This is a genomic window from Nocardia sp. NPDC127526, assembly GCF_042672265.1.
In the GTDB taxonomy this organism is placed as follows: domain Bacteria; phylum Actinomycetota; class Actinomycetes; order Mycobacteriales; family Mycobacteriaceae; genus Nocardia.
This window is the reverse complement of record NZ_JBHXVO010000017.1, coordinates 38,147-56,214: the sequence shown is the minus strand read 5'-3', so window position 1 is coordinate 56,214 and position 18,068 is coordinate 38,147. Positions and strand designations below refer to the sequence as shown.

General features: G+C 67.3%; 20 protein-coding genes. 5 read left to right on the top strand and 15 right to left on the bottom strand.

The window, feature by feature from the left end; translation table 11 throughout:
- Positions 1 to 195 precede the first annotated feature (195 nt).
- Entirely contained in the window at positions 196 to 1,989 is a 1,794-nt protein-coding gene (locus ACFVIV_RS24765; RefSeq protein ID WP_379200124.1) for a biotin carboxylase N-terminal domain-containing protein, read from the bottom strand.
- Positions 1,990 to 2,168: 179 nt separating this feature from the next.
- Positions 2,169 to 3,065, bottom strand: a complete 897-nt coding sequence (locus ACFVIV_RS24760) for a sulfurtransferase (protein WP_379200122.1) — start codon at positions 3,063 to 3,065, stop codon at positions 2,169 to 2,171.
- Positions 3,066 to 3,231: 166 nt separating this feature from the next.
- Between ACFVIV_RS24760 and ACFVIV_RS24755 the strand changes: the two genes are divergently transcribed.
- Positions 3,232 to 4,023: a helix-turn-helix transcriptional regulator gene (locus tag ACFVIV_RS24755; protein ID WP_379200120.1), complete on the top strand. Its 792-nt coding sequence runs from the start codon at positions 3,232 to 3,234 to the stop codon at positions 4,021 to 4,023.
- On the opposite strand, the gene ACFVIV_RS24750 is transcribed toward ACFVIV_RS24755, so the two are convergent.
- From ACFVIV_RS24750 to ACFVIV_RS24725, 6 genes are all read right to left on the bottom strand, one after another.
- Positions 3,928 to 4,605, bottom strand: coding sequence for a Maf family protein (locus ACFVIV_RS24750; protein WP_379200118.1), 678 nt, complete (start codon positions 4,603 to 4,605; stop codon positions 3,928 to 3,930). The two genes, ACFVIV_RS24755 and ACFVIV_RS24750, sit on opposite strands and share 96 nt — an antisense overlap.
- A 6-nt stretch (positions 4,606 to 4,611) precedes the next feature.
- Positions 4,612 to 4,929 (bottom strand): acyl-CoA carboxylase subunit epsilon, encoded by a 318-nt coding sequence (locus ACFVIV_RS24745; protein WP_379200316.1) that lies wholly within the window; start codon positions 4,927 to 4,929, stop codon positions 4,612 to 4,614.
- A 201-nt stretch (positions 4,930 to 5,130) separates the two neighbouring features.
- Entirely contained in the window at positions 5,131 to 6,771 is a 1,641-nt protein-coding gene (locus ACFVIV_RS24740) for an acyl-CoA carboxylase subunit beta (protein ID WP_379200116.1), read from the bottom strand.
- 125 nt (positions 6,772 to 6,896) lie between these two features.
- Positions 6,897 to 8,084, bottom strand: a complete 1,188-nt coding sequence (locus tag ACFVIV_RS24735; RefSeq protein WP_379200114.1) for a hypothetical protein — start codon at positions 8,082 to 8,084, stop codon at positions 6,897 to 6,899.
- Positions 8,085 to 8,240: 156 nt separating this feature from the next.
- Positions 8,241 to 9,533: an L-lysine 6-transaminase gene (lat, locus tag ACFVIV_RS24730; protein ID WP_379200314.1), complete on the bottom strand. Its 1,293-nt coding sequence runs from the start codon at positions 9,531 to 9,533 to the stop codon at positions 8,241 to 8,243.
- Between the two features lie 113 nt (positions 9,534 to 9,646).
- Positions 9,647 to 10,099 (bottom strand): Lrp/AsnC family transcriptional regulator, encoded by a 453-nt coding sequence (locus ACFVIV_RS24725; protein WP_354990430.1) that lies wholly within the window; start codon positions 10,097 to 10,099, stop codon positions 9,647 to 9,649.
- A gap of 60 nt (positions 10,100 to 10,159) precedes the next feature.
- Here ACFVIV_RS24725 and ACFVIV_RS24720 point away from each other — a divergent pair, with 60 nt between their 5' ends.
- Positions 10,160 to 11,689: an aldehyde dehydrogenase family protein gene (locus tag ACFVIV_RS24720; protein WP_379200112.1), complete on the top strand. Its 1,530-nt coding sequence runs from the start codon at positions 10,160 to 10,162 to the stop codon at positions 11,687 to 11,689.
- Between the two features lie 71 nt (positions 11,690 to 11,760).
- Here ACFVIV_RS24720 and ACFVIV_RS24715 read toward each other — a convergent pair whose 3' ends face one another.
- On the bottom strand, positions 11,761 to 11,970 hold the full coding sequence (locus tag ACFVIV_RS24715; protein WP_379200110.1) for a DUF397 domain-containing protein: 210 nt from the start codon (positions 11,968 to 11,970) through the stop codon (positions 11,761 to 11,763).
- The gene (locus ACFVIV_RS24710; protein WP_379200108.1) at positions 11,960 to 12,856 is read right to left on the bottom strand and encodes a helix-turn-helix domain-containing protein; all 897 of its coding nucleotides are present in this window, start codon (positions 12,854 to 12,856) and stop codon (positions 11,960 to 11,962) included. Before ACFVIV_RS24710 ends, ACFVIV_RS24715 begins: the two co-directional genes overlap by 11 nt.
- A gap of 203 nt (positions 12,857 to 13,059) precedes the next feature.
- On the opposite strand from ACFVIV_RS24710, the gene ACFVIV_RS24705 reads away from it, so the two are divergent.
- Positions 13,060 to 13,389, top strand: a complete 330-nt coding sequence (locus ACFVIV_RS24705) for a hypothetical protein (protein ID WP_379200106.1) — start codon at positions 13,060 to 13,062, stop codon at positions 13,387 to 13,389.
- The gene (locus ACFVIV_RS24700; RefSeq protein WP_379200104.1) at positions 13,376 to 13,543 is read left to right on the top strand and encodes a hypothetical protein; all 168 of its coding nucleotides are present in this window, start codon (positions 13,376 to 13,378) and stop codon (positions 13,541 to 13,543) included. Before ACFVIV_RS24705 ends, ACFVIV_RS24700 begins: the two co-directional genes overlap by 14 nt.
- 23 nt (positions 13,544 to 13,566) lie before the next feature.
- Here the strand turns inward: ACFVIV_RS24700 and ACFVIV_RS24695 are convergent, their stop codons facing one another.
- From ACFVIV_RS24695 to ACFVIV_RS24680, 4 genes are all read right to left on the bottom strand, one after another.
- A complete protein-coding gene (locus ACFVIV_RS24695; RefSeq protein ID WP_379200102.1) occupies positions 13,567 to 14,205 on the bottom strand; it encodes an NADPH-dependent F420 reductase in 639 nt (212 codons plus the stop codon).
- A 64-nt stretch (positions 14,206 to 14,269) separates the two neighbouring features.
- Positions 14,270 to 14,674 (bottom strand): DUF5360 family protein, encoded by a 405-nt coding sequence (locus ACFVIV_RS24690; RefSeq protein WP_379200100.1) that lies wholly within the window; start codon positions 14,672 to 14,674, stop codon positions 14,270 to 14,272.
- A 271-nt stretch (positions 14,675 to 14,945) separates the two neighbouring features.
- Positions 14,946 to 15,803 carry an SDR family oxidoreductase gene (locus ACFVIV_RS24685; RefSeq protein WP_379200098.1) on the bottom strand — a complete coding sequence of 286 codons (858 nt, stop codon included), beginning with the start codon at positions 15,801 to 15,803 and terminating at the stop codon, positions 14,946 to 14,948.
- On the bottom strand, positions 15,800 to 16,759 hold the full coding sequence (locus ACFVIV_RS24680; RefSeq protein WP_379200096.1) for a patatin-like phospholipase family protein: 960 nt from the start codon (positions 16,757 to 16,759) through the stop codon (positions 15,800 to 15,802). The genes ACFVIV_RS24685 and ACFVIV_RS24680 overlap by 4 nt, the downstream gene beginning before the upstream one ends.
- Before the next feature lie 68 nt (positions 16,760 to 16,827).
- Between ACFVIV_RS24680 and ACFVIV_RS24675 the strand changes: the two genes are divergently transcribed.
- Positions 16,828 to 17,433, top strand: coding sequence for a TetR/AcrR family transcriptional regulator (locus tag ACFVIV_RS24675; protein ID WP_379200094.1), 606 nt, complete (start codon positions 16,828 to 16,830; stop codon positions 17,431 to 17,433).
- Positions 17,434 to 17,517: 84 nt separating this feature from the next.
- On the opposite strand, the gene ACFVIV_RS24670 is transcribed toward ACFVIV_RS24675, so the two are convergent.
- Entirely contained in the window at positions 17,518 to 18,063 is a 546-nt protein-coding gene (locus tag ACFVIV_RS24670; RefSeq protein ID WP_379200092.1) for a histidine phosphatase family protein, read from the bottom strand.
- Between the last annotated feature and the right edge of the window lie 5 nt (positions 18,064 to 18,068).

Sequence of the window (18,068 nt, the reverse complement as noted above, 5' to 3'; positions counted from 1 at the left end):
CGGGCGGCAAGCCATCGCACCCCGGCGGCCGGTGGCGGGCTGTCGGAACCCGGCGGCGGGTGGCGGGCTGTCGGAACCCCGGGGGGTCGGCAAGCCCAGACCCCCAATGAGATTCGGGCCGCTCACCAGTTGGTGAGCGGCCCGAATCAAACCTCGTGGGGTTTCAGGGGGAACCCCTGAGAGTTACGAGAGTTGTTATTTGATCTCGGCGAGCACGGTGCCCTGGGTGATGGCGGCGCCGGCTTCGACCGAGAGGCCGGTGATGACGCCGGCCTTGTGGGCGGTGACCGGGTTTTCCATCTTCATGGCTTCGAGGACGACGACGAGGTCGCCGGCTTCGACGGTCTGGCCTTCTTCGACAGCCACCTTGACGACGGTGCCCTGCATGGGCGCGGTCACGGCGTCACCGGAGGCCGCGCCGCCCGCGCCGCCGCCGCGCTTGCGCGGCTTGGGCTTCTTGCGGATGACGCCCGCCCCATTGCCGGCCGCACCGGCGCCGACGGAGAACTGGCCCGGCAGCGAGACCTCGAGGCGGCGGCCGCCGACCTCGACGACCACCTTCTGGCGGGGAGCCTCGTCGTCCTCCTCGATGGCGACGCCACCGGTGTAGGGCTCGATGGGGTTGTCCCACTCGTTCTCGATCCACTTGGTGTAGACGTCGAACTTGGTGCCGTCGCCGACGAACGCGGGGTTCTCGACAATGTGGCGGTGGAAGGGGATGACCGTGGCCAGGCCCTCGATCTGGTATTCGGCCAGGGCGCGGGCGGCGCGCTGCAGCGCCTGCTCGCGGTTCTCGCCGGTGACGATGAGCTTGGCCAGCATGGAGTCGAACTGGCCGCCGATGACCGAGCCCTCGACCACACCGGAGTCGACGCGCACGCCGGGGCCCGCGGGCTCCTTGTAGACGACGACCGGACCGGGCGCGGGCAGGAAGCCGCGGCCGGCGTCCTCGCCATTGATGCGGAACTCGAAGGAGTGACCGCGCGGCGCCGGATCCTCCTTGATGGTCAGCTCGTGGCCCTCGGCGATGCGGAACTGCTGGCGCACCAGGTCGATTCCGGCGGTCTCCTCGGTGACCGGGTGCTCGACCTGCAGACGGGTGTTGACCTCGAGGAACGACACCGTCTCGCCCTGCACCAGGTACTCAACCGTGCCGGCGCCGTAGTAGCCGGCTTCCTTGCAGATCCGCTTGGCCGACTCGTGGATCTTGCCGCGCACCTCATCGGACAGGAACGGCGCCGGGGCCTCCTCGACCAGCTTCTGGAAGCGGCGCTGCAGCGAGCAGTCGCGGGTGCCCGCGACCACCACATTGCCGTGCTTGTCGGCGATGACCTGCGCCTCGACATGGCGGGCCTTGTCCAGGTACTGCTCCACGAAGCATTCGCCGCGACCGAAGGCCGCGGTGGCCTCGCGCACGGCGGAGTCGAACAGCTCCGGAATCTCCTCGATGGTGTGCGCGACCTTCATGCCGCGGCCGCCGCCGCCGAAGGCGGCCTTGATGGCCACCGGCACGCCGTACTCCTTGGCGAACGCCACGACCTCGTCGGCGTTCTTGACCGGATCCTTGGTGCCGGCCGCCATGGGCGCCTGCGCGCGCTCGGCAATGTGGCGGGCGGTGACCTTGTCACCCAGATCGCGAATGGACTGCGGGGACGGGCCGATCCAGATCAGGCCCGCGTCGATCACGGCCTGCGCGAAGTCGGCGTTCTCGGAGAGGAAGCCGTAACCCGGGTGGATGGCGTCCGCGCCGGCCTTGGCGGCGGCGTCGAGGATCTTGTCGAACACCAGGTACGACTCGGCGGAGGTCTGGCCGCCGAGAGCGAAGGCTTCATCGGCGAGCTGCACGAACGGCGCATCGGCGTCCGGTTCCGCGTACACGGCGACGCTGGCGATTCCGGCGTCCTTGGCGGCCCGGATCACACGCACGGCGATCTCGCCTCGATTGGCTACGAGGACCTTTGTGATCTGCGCGTTGGCATGGTTGGGCACTGAGCCTCCTGTGCTCTGAAAACTTTCGTCGTGGGCGAGTGTAGGCAGTCTGCCAACAAGCGCCGAACCGGGATAGGGCTACCGAGCAGTAGGGACAACTCGGTTAGCCGCCGAGGGATTCATCGAACTTATCGCCTCGAACGCTTCAGTCAAGTTATCGGGCGGCGGGCGGGAATCCGCTATCGGTGTGCGCCCGCGGGGGCGGCGCCCGGTTCGGCTCCGGTCGCCATGGGCATGCCGACCGAGTTGGCCCACTCCGTCCAGCCGCCGTCGTAGTTGCGGACGCGATCCACCCCGAGCAGGTAGGTGAGGGTGAACCAGGTGTGCGAGGACAGCCGGCCCATCCGCGAGTAGACGATGGGCGCGCCCGCGCCCAGGGCGCTGCCGTAGATGACATCGAGCTCGGCGCGCGGACGGAAGCGGGAATCCGGGCCCACCGCGGACGTCCAGGGGATGTTGACCGCGGTCGGAATGTGGCCGGCGCGCAGCGCCTGCTCGTCGGGCCGGTCCAGGTCCACCAGCTCGCCGGTGTACTCCTCGAAGACGCGAGCGTCTACCAGCGGCACGTCGAGGTTGGCCACGACGTCCTGACGGAAGGCGCGCGCGGACTTGTCGTCGCGCTCGACGGCCGGATAGTCACCGAATCCGGTGGCCGGGAATTCGAAGGTGGTGTCGCGGGCCTCGGAGATCCAGGCGTCCCGGCCGCCGTCGAGCAGGCGCACGTCGCGATGCCCGAACAGGTCGAAGATCCACAGCGTCGCCGCCGCCGTGCCATTGGCGCGATCGCCGTAGACGACGACGGTGTCGTCCCGCCCGATACCCTTGGCGCGCATGAGTGCCGCGAAGCGCTGTCCGTCGATCACGTCGCGGGTGAGGGGGTCGATGAGCTCGTTCCGCCAGTCGAGCTTGATGGCCCCCGGGACATGCCCGATGTCGTATAGCAATATGTCCTCGTTGGACTCGATGATCTTGAGCCCCGGCGCGCCGATGTTTGCCGACAGCCATTCTGTGGTTACTAGTCGGTGAGGATGTGCGTAGGAGCCGAACGAGGGATGCGGATCCGGGGCGACGGGCACGGTGTGGTCCTTAGCGCGTGGTTGGGTTAAGTATTGGCGGTTCGAATCTCGACACCGATCGTAGGCATGTGGTGGATACGAAACTCGTTTCAGATCACGAATCGGGTGATTGGGCGAATTAAGCGCAGCTTCATCCGATAAAGTCTCCCGGGAGGAGGGGTGAGCTATGTCCGATTCTTGGCCGCGACGACGACTGCTCGCGATCCTACGTGGCGCCAGCGAGCCTCTCGACGCGCAGGAACTGGCGCGCGTCACCGGCCAACATGTGACTACGGTTCGTTTCCATTTGGATGTCCTCACCCGTGAATCCCTGGTCCGCCAATTTCAGCAGCCGCCGCGCGGCCGCGGTCGCCCGCGAATCGGATATACCGCGGTGCAGCGATCGGTGGGCTATCAGGAATTGGCACAGGTATTGGCCGATCAACTCGGCAGTGATCCGCGCCGCCGCTCCGATGCCGCCGTCGCCGCCGGGCGCGCCTGGGGCGCGAAAATGGAATCGGTGGACCAGCCCGTCGAATCCCTGGACGACGCAAAGGATCTGACCGTCACCCTGGCCTCCGAACTCGGTTTCGCGCCGGAACGCGAGCACGACACCGAGACCGACGAACAGGTCATGATCCGGCTCACCGCCTGCCCGCTGCGCGAACTCGCGCGCACCCATTCCGAGGTCGTGTGCGGCGTGCATCTGGGCCTCATGCGAGAAGTCCTGGACCGCAATGGCGGCCGCGATCAGGTCTCGGTGCGGCTGCACCCGTTCGTGGAGCCGGAACTGTGCGTGGCGCGCCTGGAATGGCTCGAGGCCCGCGCGCCCGAAGCGGTTGCGGATGTGGACGACACCGGCGGGGAGCCCCGGCTGGCGCCCTCAACGAGCCGCGTCGCCCCGCAATTGCGCACTGGCGAGCCACAATTGCGCAATGCCGACCCCTACCTCGGCAAGCAGTCGACGAACCAGCGGTAGCCCGATACCGATCACGCTCGACGGGTCGCCCTCGATCCGGTCCACGAACCAGCCGCCCAGCCCGTCCAGGGTGAACGAGCCCGCCACCCACAGCGGCTCCTCCGAGGCGATGTAGGCGTCGAGTTCCTCGGGCTCGGGTTTGGCGAAATGCACGGTGGTGGAACTGCATTCGGCGGCCTCGCCGACGATCTCGCCGTCGCGCAGCCGCAGCACGCAATGCCCGGTGAGCAGATCCGCACTGCGCCCGGCCATCTCGGCCCAGCGCGCCCGCGCCACGTCGGGGGTCAGTGGTTTGCCCTGCAGCACACCGTCTACCAGCAGCATCGAGTCACAGCCCACGACAACGGAATCGGCGAATTCGGCGGACCGCGCATCACCCTCGGCCGCGATGGCGGCGGCGATCTCGCGCGCCTTGGCCCTGGCCAGTTCGATCACCACGATCTCGGGCGCGGTGCCGGCGGGCAGGGCGGCGGCCACCGCGTCCTCATCCACATCGGATACCCGGACCACCGGCTCGATGCCCGCATTGCGGAGCACACCGAGCCGGGCCGGCGACTGGGATGCCAGTACGAAAGTCGTCACAGCCCGTCAGTCGCGCAGATGCGACAGGGCCGGGAAGGCGTACGGAGAGAACGGCGAGGAGCCGCGGTGCGACAGCGTGGGACGGCCCCACATATCGGCGGGGCCATTGTTCGACGGCGCGGCCGAGGCGCTCGCCGCGGCGGTGAACACGGCGACGAGGGCGGCGAGCTCCTCATCGGTCGGGTTGCCCTTCAGCACCTGAATGAGCGGACCCGCGGTCGCGGGAGACGGCTCGGTTTCGACGACGGCCGGTTCGACCGCTTCCGCCAACTCGTCGACCGCTAGATCCAGTTCGGCGGCGCGCAGTACCTCTTCGTCAGCCATGGTCGTCACAGCGCCAGTCCTCCTGTCCAATCGCCGCCCGGGGGCAGCTGAGTTCGCGGAAAAAGGTCTTCCGGTCCGCAAACGGTATTCGTTACGACCCTCGCCCGCGAGGGCCTCTTTTACCATCTTTGCTCGGATGGGGCGGTTGTGCGCGGTATGTCCTGTGCACAGTGTGCGCCCCATACCGCGCCTATCGCTTCATCAGAGCGGAATGTTGCCGTGCTTCTTCGGGGGCAGCGAGACCATCTTGCGCTCGAGCAGGCGCAGCGCCGACACGATCTGACCGCGGGTGTGCGAGGGCGGGATCACCGCGTCCACATAGCCGCGCTCGGCGGCCACGTACGGGTTGACCAGGGTGTCCTCGTACTCGTTCTGCAGTTCCAGGCGCAGCGCGTCGACATCGGAGCCCTCGGCCGCGGCCTGCTGCAACTGCTTACGGTAGACGAAGCCGACCGCACCGGAGGCGCCCATCACCGCGATCTGTGCGGTGGGCCACGCCAGGTTCACGTCCGCGCCCATGTGCTTGGAGCCCATGACGTCGTAGGCGCCGCCGTACGCCTTGCGGGTAATGATTGTGATCTTGCCCACAGTGGCCTCGCCGTAGGCGTAGAGCAGCTTGGCGCCGCGGCGGATGATGCCGTTGTACTCCTGGCCGGTGCCGGGCAGGAAGCCCGGCACGTCGACCAGGGTGATGATCGGGATATTGAAGGCGTCGCAGGTGCGCACGAAGCGCGCGGCCTTCTCCGAGGCGTCGATGTCCAGGCAGCCCGCGAACTGGGTGGGCTGGTTGGCCACGATGCCGACGCTGCGGCCGTCGATGCGGGCGAAGCCGACGATGATGTTCATCGCGCGCTCGGCCTGCACCTCCAGGAACTCGTCGTCGTCGACCAGGCAGCGAATGACCTCGTGCATGTCGTACGGCTGGTTCGGCGAGTCCGGGATGATCGTGTCCAGCTCGAGGTCCTCCTCGGTGAGGGATTCCTCGATGGCGCCGTCGATCGGATCGGTGGCCGGGAAGCGCGGGGCCTCGGCGCGGTTGTTGCTGGGCAGGTAGGACAGCAGATCCTTGACGTAGTCGAGGGCGTCCTGCTCGCCGGAGGCGACGTAGTGCGCGACACCGGACTTGACCATGTGGGTGTGGGCGCCGCCCAGCTCCTCCATGGTGACCTCTTCGCCGGTGACGGTCTTGATGACGTCCGGGCCGGTGACGAACATCTGCGAGGTCTGATCGACCATGACGACGAAGTCGGTCAGCGCCGGGGAGTACACGTGGCCGCCGGCGGCCGGGCCCATGATCAGCGAGATCTGCGGGATCACGCCGGAGGCCTGGATATTGCGGTGGAAGATCTCGCCGTAAAGGCCCAGGGAGACAACGCCTTCCTGGATGCGCGCGCCCGCGCCCTCATTGATGCCGATGAGCGGGCGGCCGGTCTTGAGCGCCAGATCCATGACCTTGACGATCTTCTCGCCGTACACCTCGCCCAGCGAACCGCCGAAGACGGTGACGTCCTGGGAGAAGATGCAGACATCGCGGCCGTCGACGGTGCCGTAGCCGGTCACCACGCCGTCGCCGAGCGGACGGTTGTCGGCCAGCCCGAAATTCACGCTGCGGTGCCGCGCGAGGGCGTCGAGTTCGACGAACGAGCCCTCGTCCAGCAGGGCGAGAATGCGCTCGCGCGCGGTCATCTTGCCCTTGGCGTGCACCTTGTCGACGGCGGCCTCACCCATCGGGTGCTGGGCCTCTTCCAGCCGATTGCGCAGATCAGCCAGCTTGCCGGCGGTGGTGTGGATATCAGGGGCGCCCGCCGACCCCGGCGAAGGCTGCTGCTGGACACTCGTCATGACCGGGAGTGTAACCAGTACCAACCCCTCCTTGTAATCCCGGCGGGGCTACTCGTCAGTATGGTTATTGACTACCCGCCAGTAGAAACGCCCAGGTAGAAGGTCGGATTTGGGGGAAAAATCGGTCAGCGCATGACCCCCGTATGTCCGGTGGAATAGCGGCCCGGCTGGGGCCAGACGGTGAGCCCGTGCGCGCCCTTGCCAACCGGGATGCGGGCCAACAACTTCCAGTCGACGATGTCGATGGCGTAGACCTCGCTGTGATGGCGACCGGCCACCCAGAAGACGCGGCCGTCGGCCGAGAGATTGCCCATATCCGGGCTGCCGCCGCCGGGGAGGTGCCACTTGTGCACGAGCCCGCCGGTGGCGAATTCCCAGACGGAGATGCTGCCCTCGTGCCGGTTGGTAATGAGCATGGCCTTGGAGTCACGCGTCACATACAGGCCGTGCGCGCCGTGGCCGGTCGGCACGAATCCGGTGTTGTCGAAGGTCTTCGCGTCGAAGACGTGCATGCCGTCGGCCACCATGTCGGCGGCGAAGAAGGTGCGGCCGTCCGGCGAAAGCTTCACGTCCTGGGGTTTGACGTGGCGGCCCTGCGGCAGGTCGATCATGCGCACCAGGCGGAAATCGACCATGTCGACGACGGCCATTCGCCCGCTGAATTCGCAGCTCACCAAGGCCGTGCGGCCGTCGGCGGTGAAGTCCATGTGGTTCACGCCGCCGCAGTCCGGGACGGCGATGGCGTGTTTCTTCTCCCAGGTGTGCGGATCGTAGAAATCCAGCGAACGATCGGCTTCCGCGACCACGATGGCGTAGCGCCCATCGAGGGTGAAGTAGAGGTTGTACGGGTCGCGCACCGGAATGGGCTGTCCCGCTTGCCCGGTGCGCGGATCGATGGGCAGCAGGCTGCCGCCGCCGATCGGCAGGTCGTTGTTGGCGTAGAGCATCTGCATGTCGTAGGCGGGCACGACGTGCTGCGGTTCCCGTCCGCCCGAGGAATAGGTGCCGACCACCTCGAAGGTGGCGGGATCGATCACCGTGATGGTGTCGGCCTCGCTATTGGGCACGTACACGCGCGGCAAATGATCGGCGACCGCCGGGCTCAGCTCCCGGGTCGCCGCGTAGACGTCATCGGGCGAGAGCGGCGGCGGCATGCCGGGCAGATTCGAGTGGTCCTGCGGGGTCGTGGCGGGTGCGGCGGTGGTGCTGGACGGCGCGGCCGTCTTGTCCACGGTTCCGGCGGTGCTTCCCGAGCAGCCGGCCAGGACAACGAGCAATGCGAGCAGAACCGGACGAGCACGCCGCGCGATCACGCGCGATACCGTGCCGATCCGTCAGAGCGGCGAGCTGACATAGCGCCGAATTCTAGGAGCCGACAGGCGGTTTCGCGGCAACCGCACCGGGGTGTCCGGCGGCTCGGACAATTTCGGCGAGTCCGGCCGGACCGACCGGCCGGACCCTCCGGGGGCTCAGCTCAGAACGCGCTCGAGCGCGTCGACGGCCTCGTCCAATTCGGCGGTGCTGACGGTCAGCGGCGGGCGGAAACGGATACCGCGCTCGCCGGTGCCGAGGATGAGCACGCGCTCCTCCTCACGCAGCCGGGTGACCACCGCATCACGCAGTTGCGCCGACTCCAGCGTGATGGCGCACATGAGCCCGCGGCCGCGCGGATCACTCACCGCGGGATGGGTTTTCGCGAGTTCGGTGAGCCGCCCCAGCAGATGCGGGCCCAGCCGGGCGGCGCGGTCGGCGAGCTGCTCGTGCTCGATCACCTCGAATACGCGGCGCGCCCGGACCATATCGGTCAGGTTGCCGCCCCAGGTGGAGTTGAGCCGGGAGCTGACGTGGAAGACATTGTCGGGCACCTCGTCGATGCGGCCGCCGGCCATGATGCCGCACACCTGGGTCTTCTTGCCGAAGGCCACCACATCCGGTTCCAGGCCCAGCTGCTGATAGGCCCACATGGTGCCGGTCATGCCGACGCCGGTCTGCACCTCGTCGAGGATGAACAGGGCGTCGTTCTCGTGACACAACTCCTGGACGGCCCGCAGGAATTCCGGGCGCAGATGCCGGTCGCCGCCCTCGCCCTGGATGGGCTCGGCAATGAAACACGCTATGTCGTGCGGGTTTTCGGCGAAGGCGCGGCGCGCCTGATCGAGGGCGTGCGCTTCGGCGGCCTCGATATCCGGATGGTCCGGGCCCACATACGGCGTATCCAGGCGCGGCCAGTCGAACTTCGGGAAGCGCGCGGTCTTGACGGGATCGGTATTGGTCAGCGACAGCGTGTAGCCGGTGCGGCCGTGGAAGGCGCCGGTCAGATGCAGCACCTTGGTGCCGAGTTCGGCTGGGCGGCCGTGCATCTCGTTGTGCCGGGACTTCCAGTCGAACGCCGCCTTGAGGGCGTTCTCCACCGCGAGACCGCCGCCGTCGATGAAGAACAGGTGCGGTAGCCGGGGGTCTCCCAGGACGCGCGCGAAAGTGTCCACGAAGCGCGCCATTTCGACGGTGTAGACATCGGAGTTGCTGGGCTTGTTCAGGGCGGCCGCGGTCAGATTCGCCAGGAAGTGACGGTCGCCGACCAGGGCCGGGTGGTTCATCCCCAGGGTGGAGGAGGCGAAGAACCCGAACATGTCCAGATACGCGGTCCCGTCGCGGGCGTCCACTAGCCGGCGACCGCGGGATTTCCGCAGGTCGAGCACTAGTTCGAAGCCGTCCGCGAGGATGTTGGCGGACAGGATCTCGTGCACCCGGGCGGGGGTGATGAGTGGCGTTTCGGCAACCGCCCCGAGCCGATCGAGTTCGAGCGTCACGCCATCCAGCGTAAATGAATATTTACGGTTTTGTCCGGAAGTTCCGAACAAATTACGAAACGGCCCTACTTGTCATAGAATGTCTGCAGAATGATCGTGGATCGAGTCCTGACGTTGGCGGTCGCGCGGATCTCCTGCAGCAACTGCTCCAGATGACGGGGCGAGGCCACTCGCACCAGCAGCATGTAGCTCTCGTCCCCGGCCACCGAATGGCATGCCTCGATGCCCGGAATGTGCTGCAGCAGTGCGGGTGCGTCATCGGGTTGCGACGGGTCGAGAGGAGTGATCGCGACGAATGCCGACAGCAGCTGCCCCAGCGCTTCGGGATCCACATTGGCCGTGTACCCGCGGATCACACCGCGCGCCTCCAGCCGCCGGACCCGCGACTGCACCGCCGACACCGAAAGGTTCGCCTTTTCTGCCAGATTGGAGAGGGTGGCGCGACCGTCGGCGATCAGCTCACGAATCAGCAGTCGATCGATGTCGTCGAGTACGGGTTTCGCCGGTGTATCCGCCATCAGCGAAGGCTAACTCAGCGAACCGAACTCGTGGCCGGAACCCATCCCCTGGAGCCGTAGATGACCAACACTCTCAGCCCGAACACCACCCGTGAGCTGCGGGACCGCACCGAGGCGCTGCTGCGCGCCCTCGGCACCAAACTTCCCGAACCGGGCGCGCTCTCAGTGCGCTCCCCCATTACCGGCAGCGAGCTGGCCGGCCTGAAACCGAGCACGGTCGCCGATGTGGACGCGGCCGTCGGGCGCGCGGACGCCGCGTTCCGGGCGTGGCGCACCGTGCCCGCGCCGCAGCGCGCCGCGGTGGTGCGGCGGCTGGCGGAACTGCTCACCGAGCACAAGGACGATCTCGGCGAGCTGGTCACCCTGGAGGCCGGCAAGATCGGCGCCGAGGCGCGCGGCGAAGTGCAGGAGATGATCGACATCTGCGAGTTCGCCATCGGCCTCTCGCGGCAGCTGTACGGCAAGACCATGCCGTCGGAGCGGCCCGGGCACCGGCTGATGGAGACCTGGCATCCGCTCGGCGTGGTCGGGGTGATCTCGGCGTTCAACTTCCCGGTCGCGGTGTGGGCGTGGAATACCGCTCTCGCGCTGGTGTGCGGCGACACCGTGGTGTGGAAGCCCTCGGACGCGACGCCGCTGACGGCGCTGGCCTGTCACTCGCTGTTGCAGCGGGCGGCCGTGGACGTGGGCGCGGATCCGCATGTGCACCAACTGATTCAGGGCGGGGCCGAGATCGGCTCCGCGCTGGTGGACGATCCGCGGGTGGCGCTGGTGAGCGCGACCGGCTCGGTGCGCATGGGCGGGATCGTGGCCCCGCGGGTGGCCGCGCGCTTCGGCCGCTGCCTGCTGGAGCTGGGCGGCAACAATGCCGCGGTGGTGACCCCGTCGGCCGATCTGGATCTGGCCGCGCGCGGCATCGTGTTCGCGGCGGCGGGCACGGCCGGGCAGCGCTGCACCACCCTGCGACGGCTCATTGTGCACGCGGACGTGGTCGGCCCGCTGCTGGATCGCATTGCCGCGGCGTATCGCCAACTGCGCGTGGGCAATCCGCTCGAGGACGGCGTGCTCGTCGGCCCGCTGATCAACGGCCGCTCCTACGAGGCCATGCAGGATGCCCTGCGGCGCGCCCAGGCCGACGGCGGCGAATTGATCTGCGGCGGCGACCGAGTCGACGATTTCGGCCCCGACGCCTACTACGTCCGCCCCGCCCTGGTCCGCATGCCCGCCCAGACCGCCGTGGTCCGCGAGGAAACCTTCGCCCCTATCCTCTACGTCCTCACCTATCACGACCTCGACACCGCCATCGACCTGCACAATGCTGTCCCCCAGGGCCTCTCCTCGGCCATCTTCACCCAGAACCAGCGCGAAGCCGAACGCTTCCTGGCCGCCGACGGCTCCGACTGCGGCATAGCCAATGTCAATATCGGCACCTCCGGCGCCGAGATCGGCGGCGCCTTCGGCGGCGAGAAGCAAACCGGCGGCGGCCGCGAATCCGGCTCCGACTCCTGGAAGTCCTACATGCGCCGCGCCACCAACACCATCAACTACTCCACCGAACTCCCCCTGGCACAGGGCATCAAGTTCGAGTGAACCTCGCGCCCGAAACACGACGAGCGCCCCACCTCCAGTGGGGCGCTCGCGATTAGCTCGTCCGAACGAAATCAGCTGGGGCGAGCGAACTCTCCGTCATTGACACCTGCGGTGAAGGCGCTCCACTCGCCCGGAGTGAAGACCAGCGCCGGGCCGGTCGGGTTCTTGGAGTCGCGGACGCCGACCATGCCCTCGTCGAGGAAAGCGACCTCCACGCAGGTTCCACTGGACTCGCTGTAGCTACTTTTGAACCAGCGAGCGCCGGAAAGGTCAACGGTCACGGTACTTCTCCCTTGCTATCTGCCGAAGCAACTCTCGTGAATGCGTTTCGTCCAGCGCGGAATGCCGGATGTCAGCAGCTAGTTCATGGTAGCTCTGGACGAGATCCTGTCTCTCGCTGTAGAGATCCGGAGTCATCGAGCCGTCCAGATAGACGATCGGTGGCTCGACGGGGCGGTCTCGACTGTCGGTCCCGAAGTCGAGAAGGTTGAACGGGCTCGGGGGCTTACCCCAGGTCAACCCGGCCTCCCACGGCTGAATCATGAGCGTTACGTTGGGCAGCTTGGTCACTTCGGCCAGGTGGTGTAACTGCGCCCGCATCACCTCCGGGCCGCCGATAACACGGTAGAGCGCAGATACATGAAGAAGGATGTCCAGCTGCAACGGGCTGGACTTGCGGGTAACGATCACTTGACGTTTCATCCGAGCCCGTACGCGCGGCTCCAATTCTTCGAGCTTGCCGATTCGCTCGAGCGATGCCTGAATGATTGCTCGGGCGTAGTCGGGTGTCTGGACCAAGCCAGGTATGAATTCCTGGAAGGTAACGAGCTTCCTGGCCGACTTCTCCATGCCTGCGTACATGTTGAATGCGTCACTGAACATTCCGCCCAAGGCGGTGATGCCATCTTCGTCCTCGTTCTTGGCCGCCTTGATCGCGAGGTTCACGGCCCGTTCGGTCTCGTCCGCACTTACCTCGTAAAAGTTGCACAGCTCTCGAACGTCCTGCCTGCGTGGGTTCTTCGACCGGCCGGCCTCCAGGCGTTGGAGCGCGGCAGCGCTTAGCTGGACCTCTCTGGCCGCAAGAGCGATGGTCATCCCGGTACCTTCGCGGCATTCGCGGAGGAAGCGCCCGAGTTGGCGACGAAGAAGTGTTGGAGACTCTGGCATCGAAGCTCCCTTGGAACTGAATGCAGTAGTGCCCGGATCCTGAACCCCAGATAGCGCGGTGTCCGAATGCTTTTGTACCGCATCTCTGCATCTGATCGTGGAGTTTTGCACGACTTCGTTTGAATATTCACGTGGCCCTTCGCGGCGCACGTCGGCTGTGTTGCTCTGAGCTCGAGCCCGAACCGAGCAGAGCGGAGCACACGATGAAGTTTCGGCCAACCGCGATCGGATACGTTCGATCCGACATCAGCGGCGTGCGGCAAGCGTGGGACGAAGCGGAGGTGCGTGGCGCGGCAGCGCTGCGCGGCTTCGACTTCGCGAAAATGATCGTCATCGACGGGCGGACCGGAAAGCCGCTGCTCGCGGGGCTGAAGGTCACGATCACTTGCATCATGGCCGACGCCGTTTTCGTCCCGAGCACAGCGCATTTCGAGGGCGGCACCGTACCCGGCGACCTCCTGCACGTCGTCGACGTGATCACCGTGAGCCCCGAAAACACCTACACACGAACCGATTCCAATGGACATCGATGACGCATCGGCGCTGATCGGCGAGGAGCGGCCCGCCGGTTGGATTCAGTACCACGATGGGTCATGGGCGCCCGTCTGGCCGGACGGGCAGGTCGGCCCACCGTTCACGATCCCCGAGCTGATCCAGCTCGCCACCGAGACACGGCACCGCGCCTAGGAGGACCGGCCGATCGGCAATGGTCAGCGGACGAGTTTGTAATTGAACTGCTGGGTGCCGATCGCACCCATCAACCGCACCCACAGGGGCAGCATCATCTCGACGCCGCGCGCGGTGGTGATATCCCCGACATCGACGATATCCCGCCACCCGAACTCGCGAAGCAACTGCGAGACAGTACCTTTCGCGTCGGGATCGTTACCGCTGACGAAGACGGTGTGATCACCGTCGCCGACCTTGGCCGGATGCGCCATGACATCGGCGGTAACGGTGTTGAGGGTCTTCACCACCAGCGCGTCCGGAAACGCGCGCTGGATCTGCTCGCCGATCGAATCGTCGTTGCAGACCGCGAGCCGGGGCGGGAAGCCCTGGGAGAAGTCGAGCGGATTCGAGATGTCGATGAGCACCTTGCCCGCCAGGTTCTCCGCGCCCGCGCCCTGGAGCGCGGCCACGCTGACCTGCCCGCCGGTGGCATTGATGACCAGCTCGGCGTGAGCGGCCGCCTCCGGGGCCGTGCGCAGGGGAGCCGGGAACGGCTGCTCTGTTTTGGCCTCGGTGGCGGCGACGTCGCGCGTCCCGATGACTACGTCGTGCCCCAGTTCCGCCAGGCGCGCCGCAAGGGTCCGGCCGACAGAGCCGGTGCCCAAGATTCCGATTTTCATGGCGCAACGATAGGAGGAAACCTCCAGCTTGATACCAGATTTCGCTGCGGGCCGAACCGGCGGTTCAGGCGCGTTCTGATCGACTGGGGGCGGTGGGGTTGAGCATCATGACGAGGGCGATGGCGGGGAAGAGCACCAGCCAGAGGTTGGGGAGCCACCAGCTCGGGTCGAATTCGCAGCGGACGAGGTAGAAGTTCAGCGCCATGAGACCGGCGGCCGCGGTGGCCGTCAGCGAGACGAGCATGAGGCGTTCGCCGAGGGCAGCGCGGCGGCGGGCCACGATCAGGCTGACCAGGCCGAGGCCGATGGCCACCAGATCCAGGCCGAGGAACGACCAGTTCCACTGTTGCAGAAAGGGATCGGAGCCGACGCTGAGGACGCCGAGGGCCGTGGCCAGCCAGTAGGCGAGGAAGCCCAGGTCGGTGACGAGCATGGTCTGCTTGATGCAGGCCAACCGGTTCTCGGTCATATCTGGACGATACCGGTGATCGAGCCGTGTGCGAGGCCCGAGATCATGGGTCGGCTGCGGATCTGCCCTGCGGCTGCCTTTTGCGTCTGCCAATTTCGCCACGCCGACAGTGCGTCAGCGGCGGGATTCGAACCCGCAAGAACTCTCGTTCGAAAGGATATGAAGTAACCGCCGCCTGTCGCACCGGGCACTCGCACCACGGCACTCTAACGATGAACCAGCGGCGGCCCCAACCGATTTTCCGGTGGGGCCGCCGCTCGAGCGTCTCGGGTCAGGCGCGCTTCTTGCCGTCGGTGGAGATGGCGCGGATCTGATCCTCGTACTTGGCGCGGGTGCTCGCGTCGGCGGGGTGCAGGGCGCGGTCGCCGTTGAACAGGCGGCGGACCAGGCGGACCGCCGGCTCGGGGGCGGCGGCCAGGGCCGCATCCAGGGGTGCGAGGTAATTCGGCACGGCCACTTCGGCTTTGCGGGTGCGACAGGTGGCGACCACGGCGGCGGCCACGTCTTCCGGGTCGACGGTGGGCAGGCCCGCGCCCAGGGTGAGGCCGGAGGACAGGCGGGTGCGGACGGCGGAGGGCATGACGCAGCTGACGCTGATGCCGTGCGGTTCGAATTCCAATCGCGTTGCGGCGGACAGGCCCACGGCGGCGAACTTGCTGGCGTTGTAGACGGCCAGGCCGGGGATGGGGATCTTGCCGGCCAGGGAGGCGACATTGACGATGTGGCCCTTGCCGCGGTCGATCATGCCGGGGGCGACGGCGCGCATGCCGTGGATGAGGCCCCAGACATTGACGTCGATGGTGGTGTGCCCCACGGCATCCGGTTCGTCGAGGAAGGCGCCGGCGGGCATGACGCCGGCATTGTTGACCAGGATGTCGATGCGGCCGAAATCGGCGACGGCCCGGTCCCACTGCGCGCGGTCGCGCACATCGAGTTCGAAAGCCTTGGCGCCCAGAGAAGCAGCGGTCAGCTGGGCGGCCTCGGTGTCCACGTCCGCGATGGCCACCTCGGCCCCCTTGCGGGCGAACAGCTCCGCCGTGCACTGGCCGATGCCTCGGCCCGCGCCCGTGATGAACACCCGCGCGCCCGTGAGATCGATTGCCGGATAGCTCTTTCCGAGAAGGCTCATGCGAAAGCTCCTTGCTCCATTGCCCGGCGGGTGCTGCGCAGGCTGTGTTCGAAGGTGGCGAGGCGGCGGCGGCCGTCCATGAAATTGGGGCCCATGACCGCGAGATCCTCGGCGGTGGCGTCGATGCGGAGCACCTTGGCGCCCGCGGCCCGCAGCAACGCGATCTCGGCATCGAGCTTCTCGCTCATGCGATTACGCAGTTGACGTTCCAGGAAGTGACCCGGACCGGCGGCGGGCAGGCGGCCGGTGGAGGCCATGGGGGCCAGCACCAGCACCTCGTCCAGCCGCGCCGGAATCAACAGGTCGACCGAGGCGGTGGAGGCCGCGCCGCCGTCGATGAAGTTCCGGCCCGCGATCGGGACGGCCGGGAACCAGCCGGGCACGGCCCACGAAGCGCGCAGTGCGGCACCGAGACTCGCGTCCGGCGCGGAGGGCGAGCCGAAGGCGACGCGTTCCCCGGTGGCGTCGTCCATGGCCACCAGCCAGGTCGCCGGATGCTCGACCCAGGACCGGCCCGGATTGAGCCGATCGGCCAGGCGCTGCAGCCAGCTCGCATCGCCGCCGCCCTTCGGCAGCAGGCCGCTGCCCGCGGTCAGCAGGGCGTGGCCATTGCCGGGCCGGGCCAGCAGTTCGCGCACCGCGCGCCCCGGCGCGCCCAGGCTCGGCCGCGGCAGCGGCGGGAATCGCCCTGGCTCGCAGCGCATATGGGCGGTGAGGATGGGATTGGTGGAGGTACCCCGCTGCATCGCCACCAGCTCGTCCACACCGATGCCGCTGCCGAGCATGGTCAGCATTTCCGCGCCGGCGGACGTGCCGATCATGACCTCCGCGTCCCACGGATCCCAGTCCAGTACGTCCCGCGCGGCGGCCAGGGCCGCGACGATCCACGCCGCGCCCACCGTCCCCCCGCAGCCGATGGCCAGGCCACGTCGCTGTGACCCGTTGCTGTTACTCATGGTTTCGAACAGTATCAGTTTTCAGATACCGGCGGTATCCCGAAACTGGCGGTACATAGAATTGCCGTATGCCACGACTGACCCGGTCCGAGAGCCAGGCCCGCACCCGCACGGATCTGCTGGCGACCGCGCGCGAGCTGTTCCTGGCCGACGGGTACGCCAAGACCAGCCTGGAACGCGTCGCCGAGGTGGCCGGGTACTCCAAGGGCGCGGTGTACTCCAACTTCCGGACCAAATCGGCGCTGTGCCTGGAAGTGCTGGCGCTGATCCACGAGACCAAGTTCGGTGAGGTCACCGATCTGGTGAACACCGACGACAGCCTGGAGGAGCGGCTCGAACGGCTGGAGCGCTGGGCCGAGCGCACCCTCGGCGATGTCGGCTGGACCATGCTGGAATTCGAATTCGCCATCGTGGCCCGCGATGATCCGGCCCTGCAGGCGGCGCTGGTGTCGAACCTGTCGCTCATGCGCGGCATGGTCGCGGCGCAGCTGGAGACCCTCGCCGAGTCGATCGGGGTGACGCTGCCCATGTCGGCGCAGGACGCGGCCACCTCGGTGCTGAGCCTCGGCCTCGGGCTCGGCATTCAGCGCGCGGTCGATCCGAGCCTGTCGGCGGCGCTGATCACCGATGCGGTGCGGGCGCTGATCCGGCTCGGCGCGCCCGCGCGGCCCTGAACCGATCCGCGCGGCGCGCACGGCGAATACGACTCACGGGACAAATGCGACTTCCGTGTTTGGCCGTCCGGACCTCCGGGTATCTCACGGCCGGAAATGCAGTGTCCACTCCCCGCGATAGTGCAACCGGGTGACGCACACCGGCGGGACATCGATGCGCCAGAAAGATTTCGCGGGCGCGTCCAAAGTGATCAGGAGGGCGGCGCGAACAACGGCGGGGTGGGTGATGGCAATGGTGGGTTCGCCCTCGACGGCGATATCGGCCATCCACTCACCGGTGCGCTCGATGACATCGACCACGGACTCGCCGCCGTGGCCGCGATAGGCCGGATCGGTGAGCCAGAGGTAGAGATCCTCCTTCGGCACCGACATGAGTTCGCCGCCGCGCCAGGCGCCGGCGTCGAGGTCTCGTAGTCGGTCGTCCTCCTCGCCCATGAGGCCCATGAGGGCGGCGGTTTCGACGGTCCGGCGTTCCGGGGCGGTCAGCACGCGGGACGCCTGTAGGCGGCCGGTGGCCGACACCGCCCGGCGACCGGCCTCGGTGAGCGGTTCGTCGACGGGGAATCGTGCTTTGCGCATTGCCTCTGTCATCCCGTGACTAACGAGATCGAGTCTTAGCACCTTCTGCACGGTTG

Coding starts and splice junctions, on each gene's coding strand:
- ACFVIV_RS24685 (WP_379200098.1), bottom strand. CDS start 15,803: ATGAGCCTTCTCGGAAAGAGCTATCCGGCAATCGATCTCACGGGCGCG.
- ACFVIV_RS24690 (WP_379200100.1), bottom strand. CDS start 14,674: ATGACCGAGAACCGGTTGGCCTGCATCAAGCAGACCATGCTCGTCACC.
- ACFVIV_RS24675 (WP_379200094.1), top strand. CDS start 16,828: ATGCCACGACTGACCCGGTCCGAGAGCCAGGCCCGCACCCGCACGGAT.
- ACFVIV_RS24740 (WP_379200116.1), bottom strand. CDS start 6,771: ATGACGAGTGTCCAGCAGCAGCCTTCGCCGGGGTCGGCGGGCGCCCCT.
- ACFVIV_RS24720 (WP_379200112.1), top strand. CDS start 10,160: ATGACCAACACTCTCAGCCCGAACACCACCCGTGAGCTGCGGGACCGC.
- ACFVIV_RS24755 (WP_379200120.1), top strand. CDS start 3,232: ATGTCCGATTCTTGGCCGCGACGACGACTGCTCGCGATCCTACGTGGC.
- ACFVIV_RS24705 (WP_379200106.1), top strand. CDS start 13,060: ATGAAGTTTCGGCCAACCGCGATCGGATACGTTCGATCCGACATCAGC.
- ACFVIV_RS24745 (WP_379200316.1), bottom strand. CDS start 4,929: ATGGCTGACGAAGAGGTACTGCGCGCCGCCGAACTGGATCTAGCGGTC.
- ACFVIV_RS24700 (WP_379200104.1), top strand. CDS start 13,376: ATGGACATCGATGACGCATCGGCGCTGATCGGCGAGGAGCGGCCCGCC.
- ACFVIV_RS24710 (WP_379200108.1), bottom strand. CDS start 12,856: ATGCCAGAGTCTCCAACACTTCTTCGTCGCCAACTCGGGCGCTTCCTC.
- ACFVIV_RS24695 (WP_379200102.1), bottom strand. CDS start 14,205: ATGAAAATCGGAATCTTGGGCACCGGCTCTGTCGGCCGGACCCTTGCG.
- ACFVIV_RS24725 (WP_354990430.1), bottom strand. CDS start 10,099: ATGGCGGATACACCGGCGAAACCCGTACTCGACGACATCGATCGACTG.
- ACFVIV_RS24680 (WP_379200096.1), bottom strand. CDS start 16,759: ATGAGTAACAGCAACGGGTCACAGCGACGTGGCCTGGCCATCGGCTGC.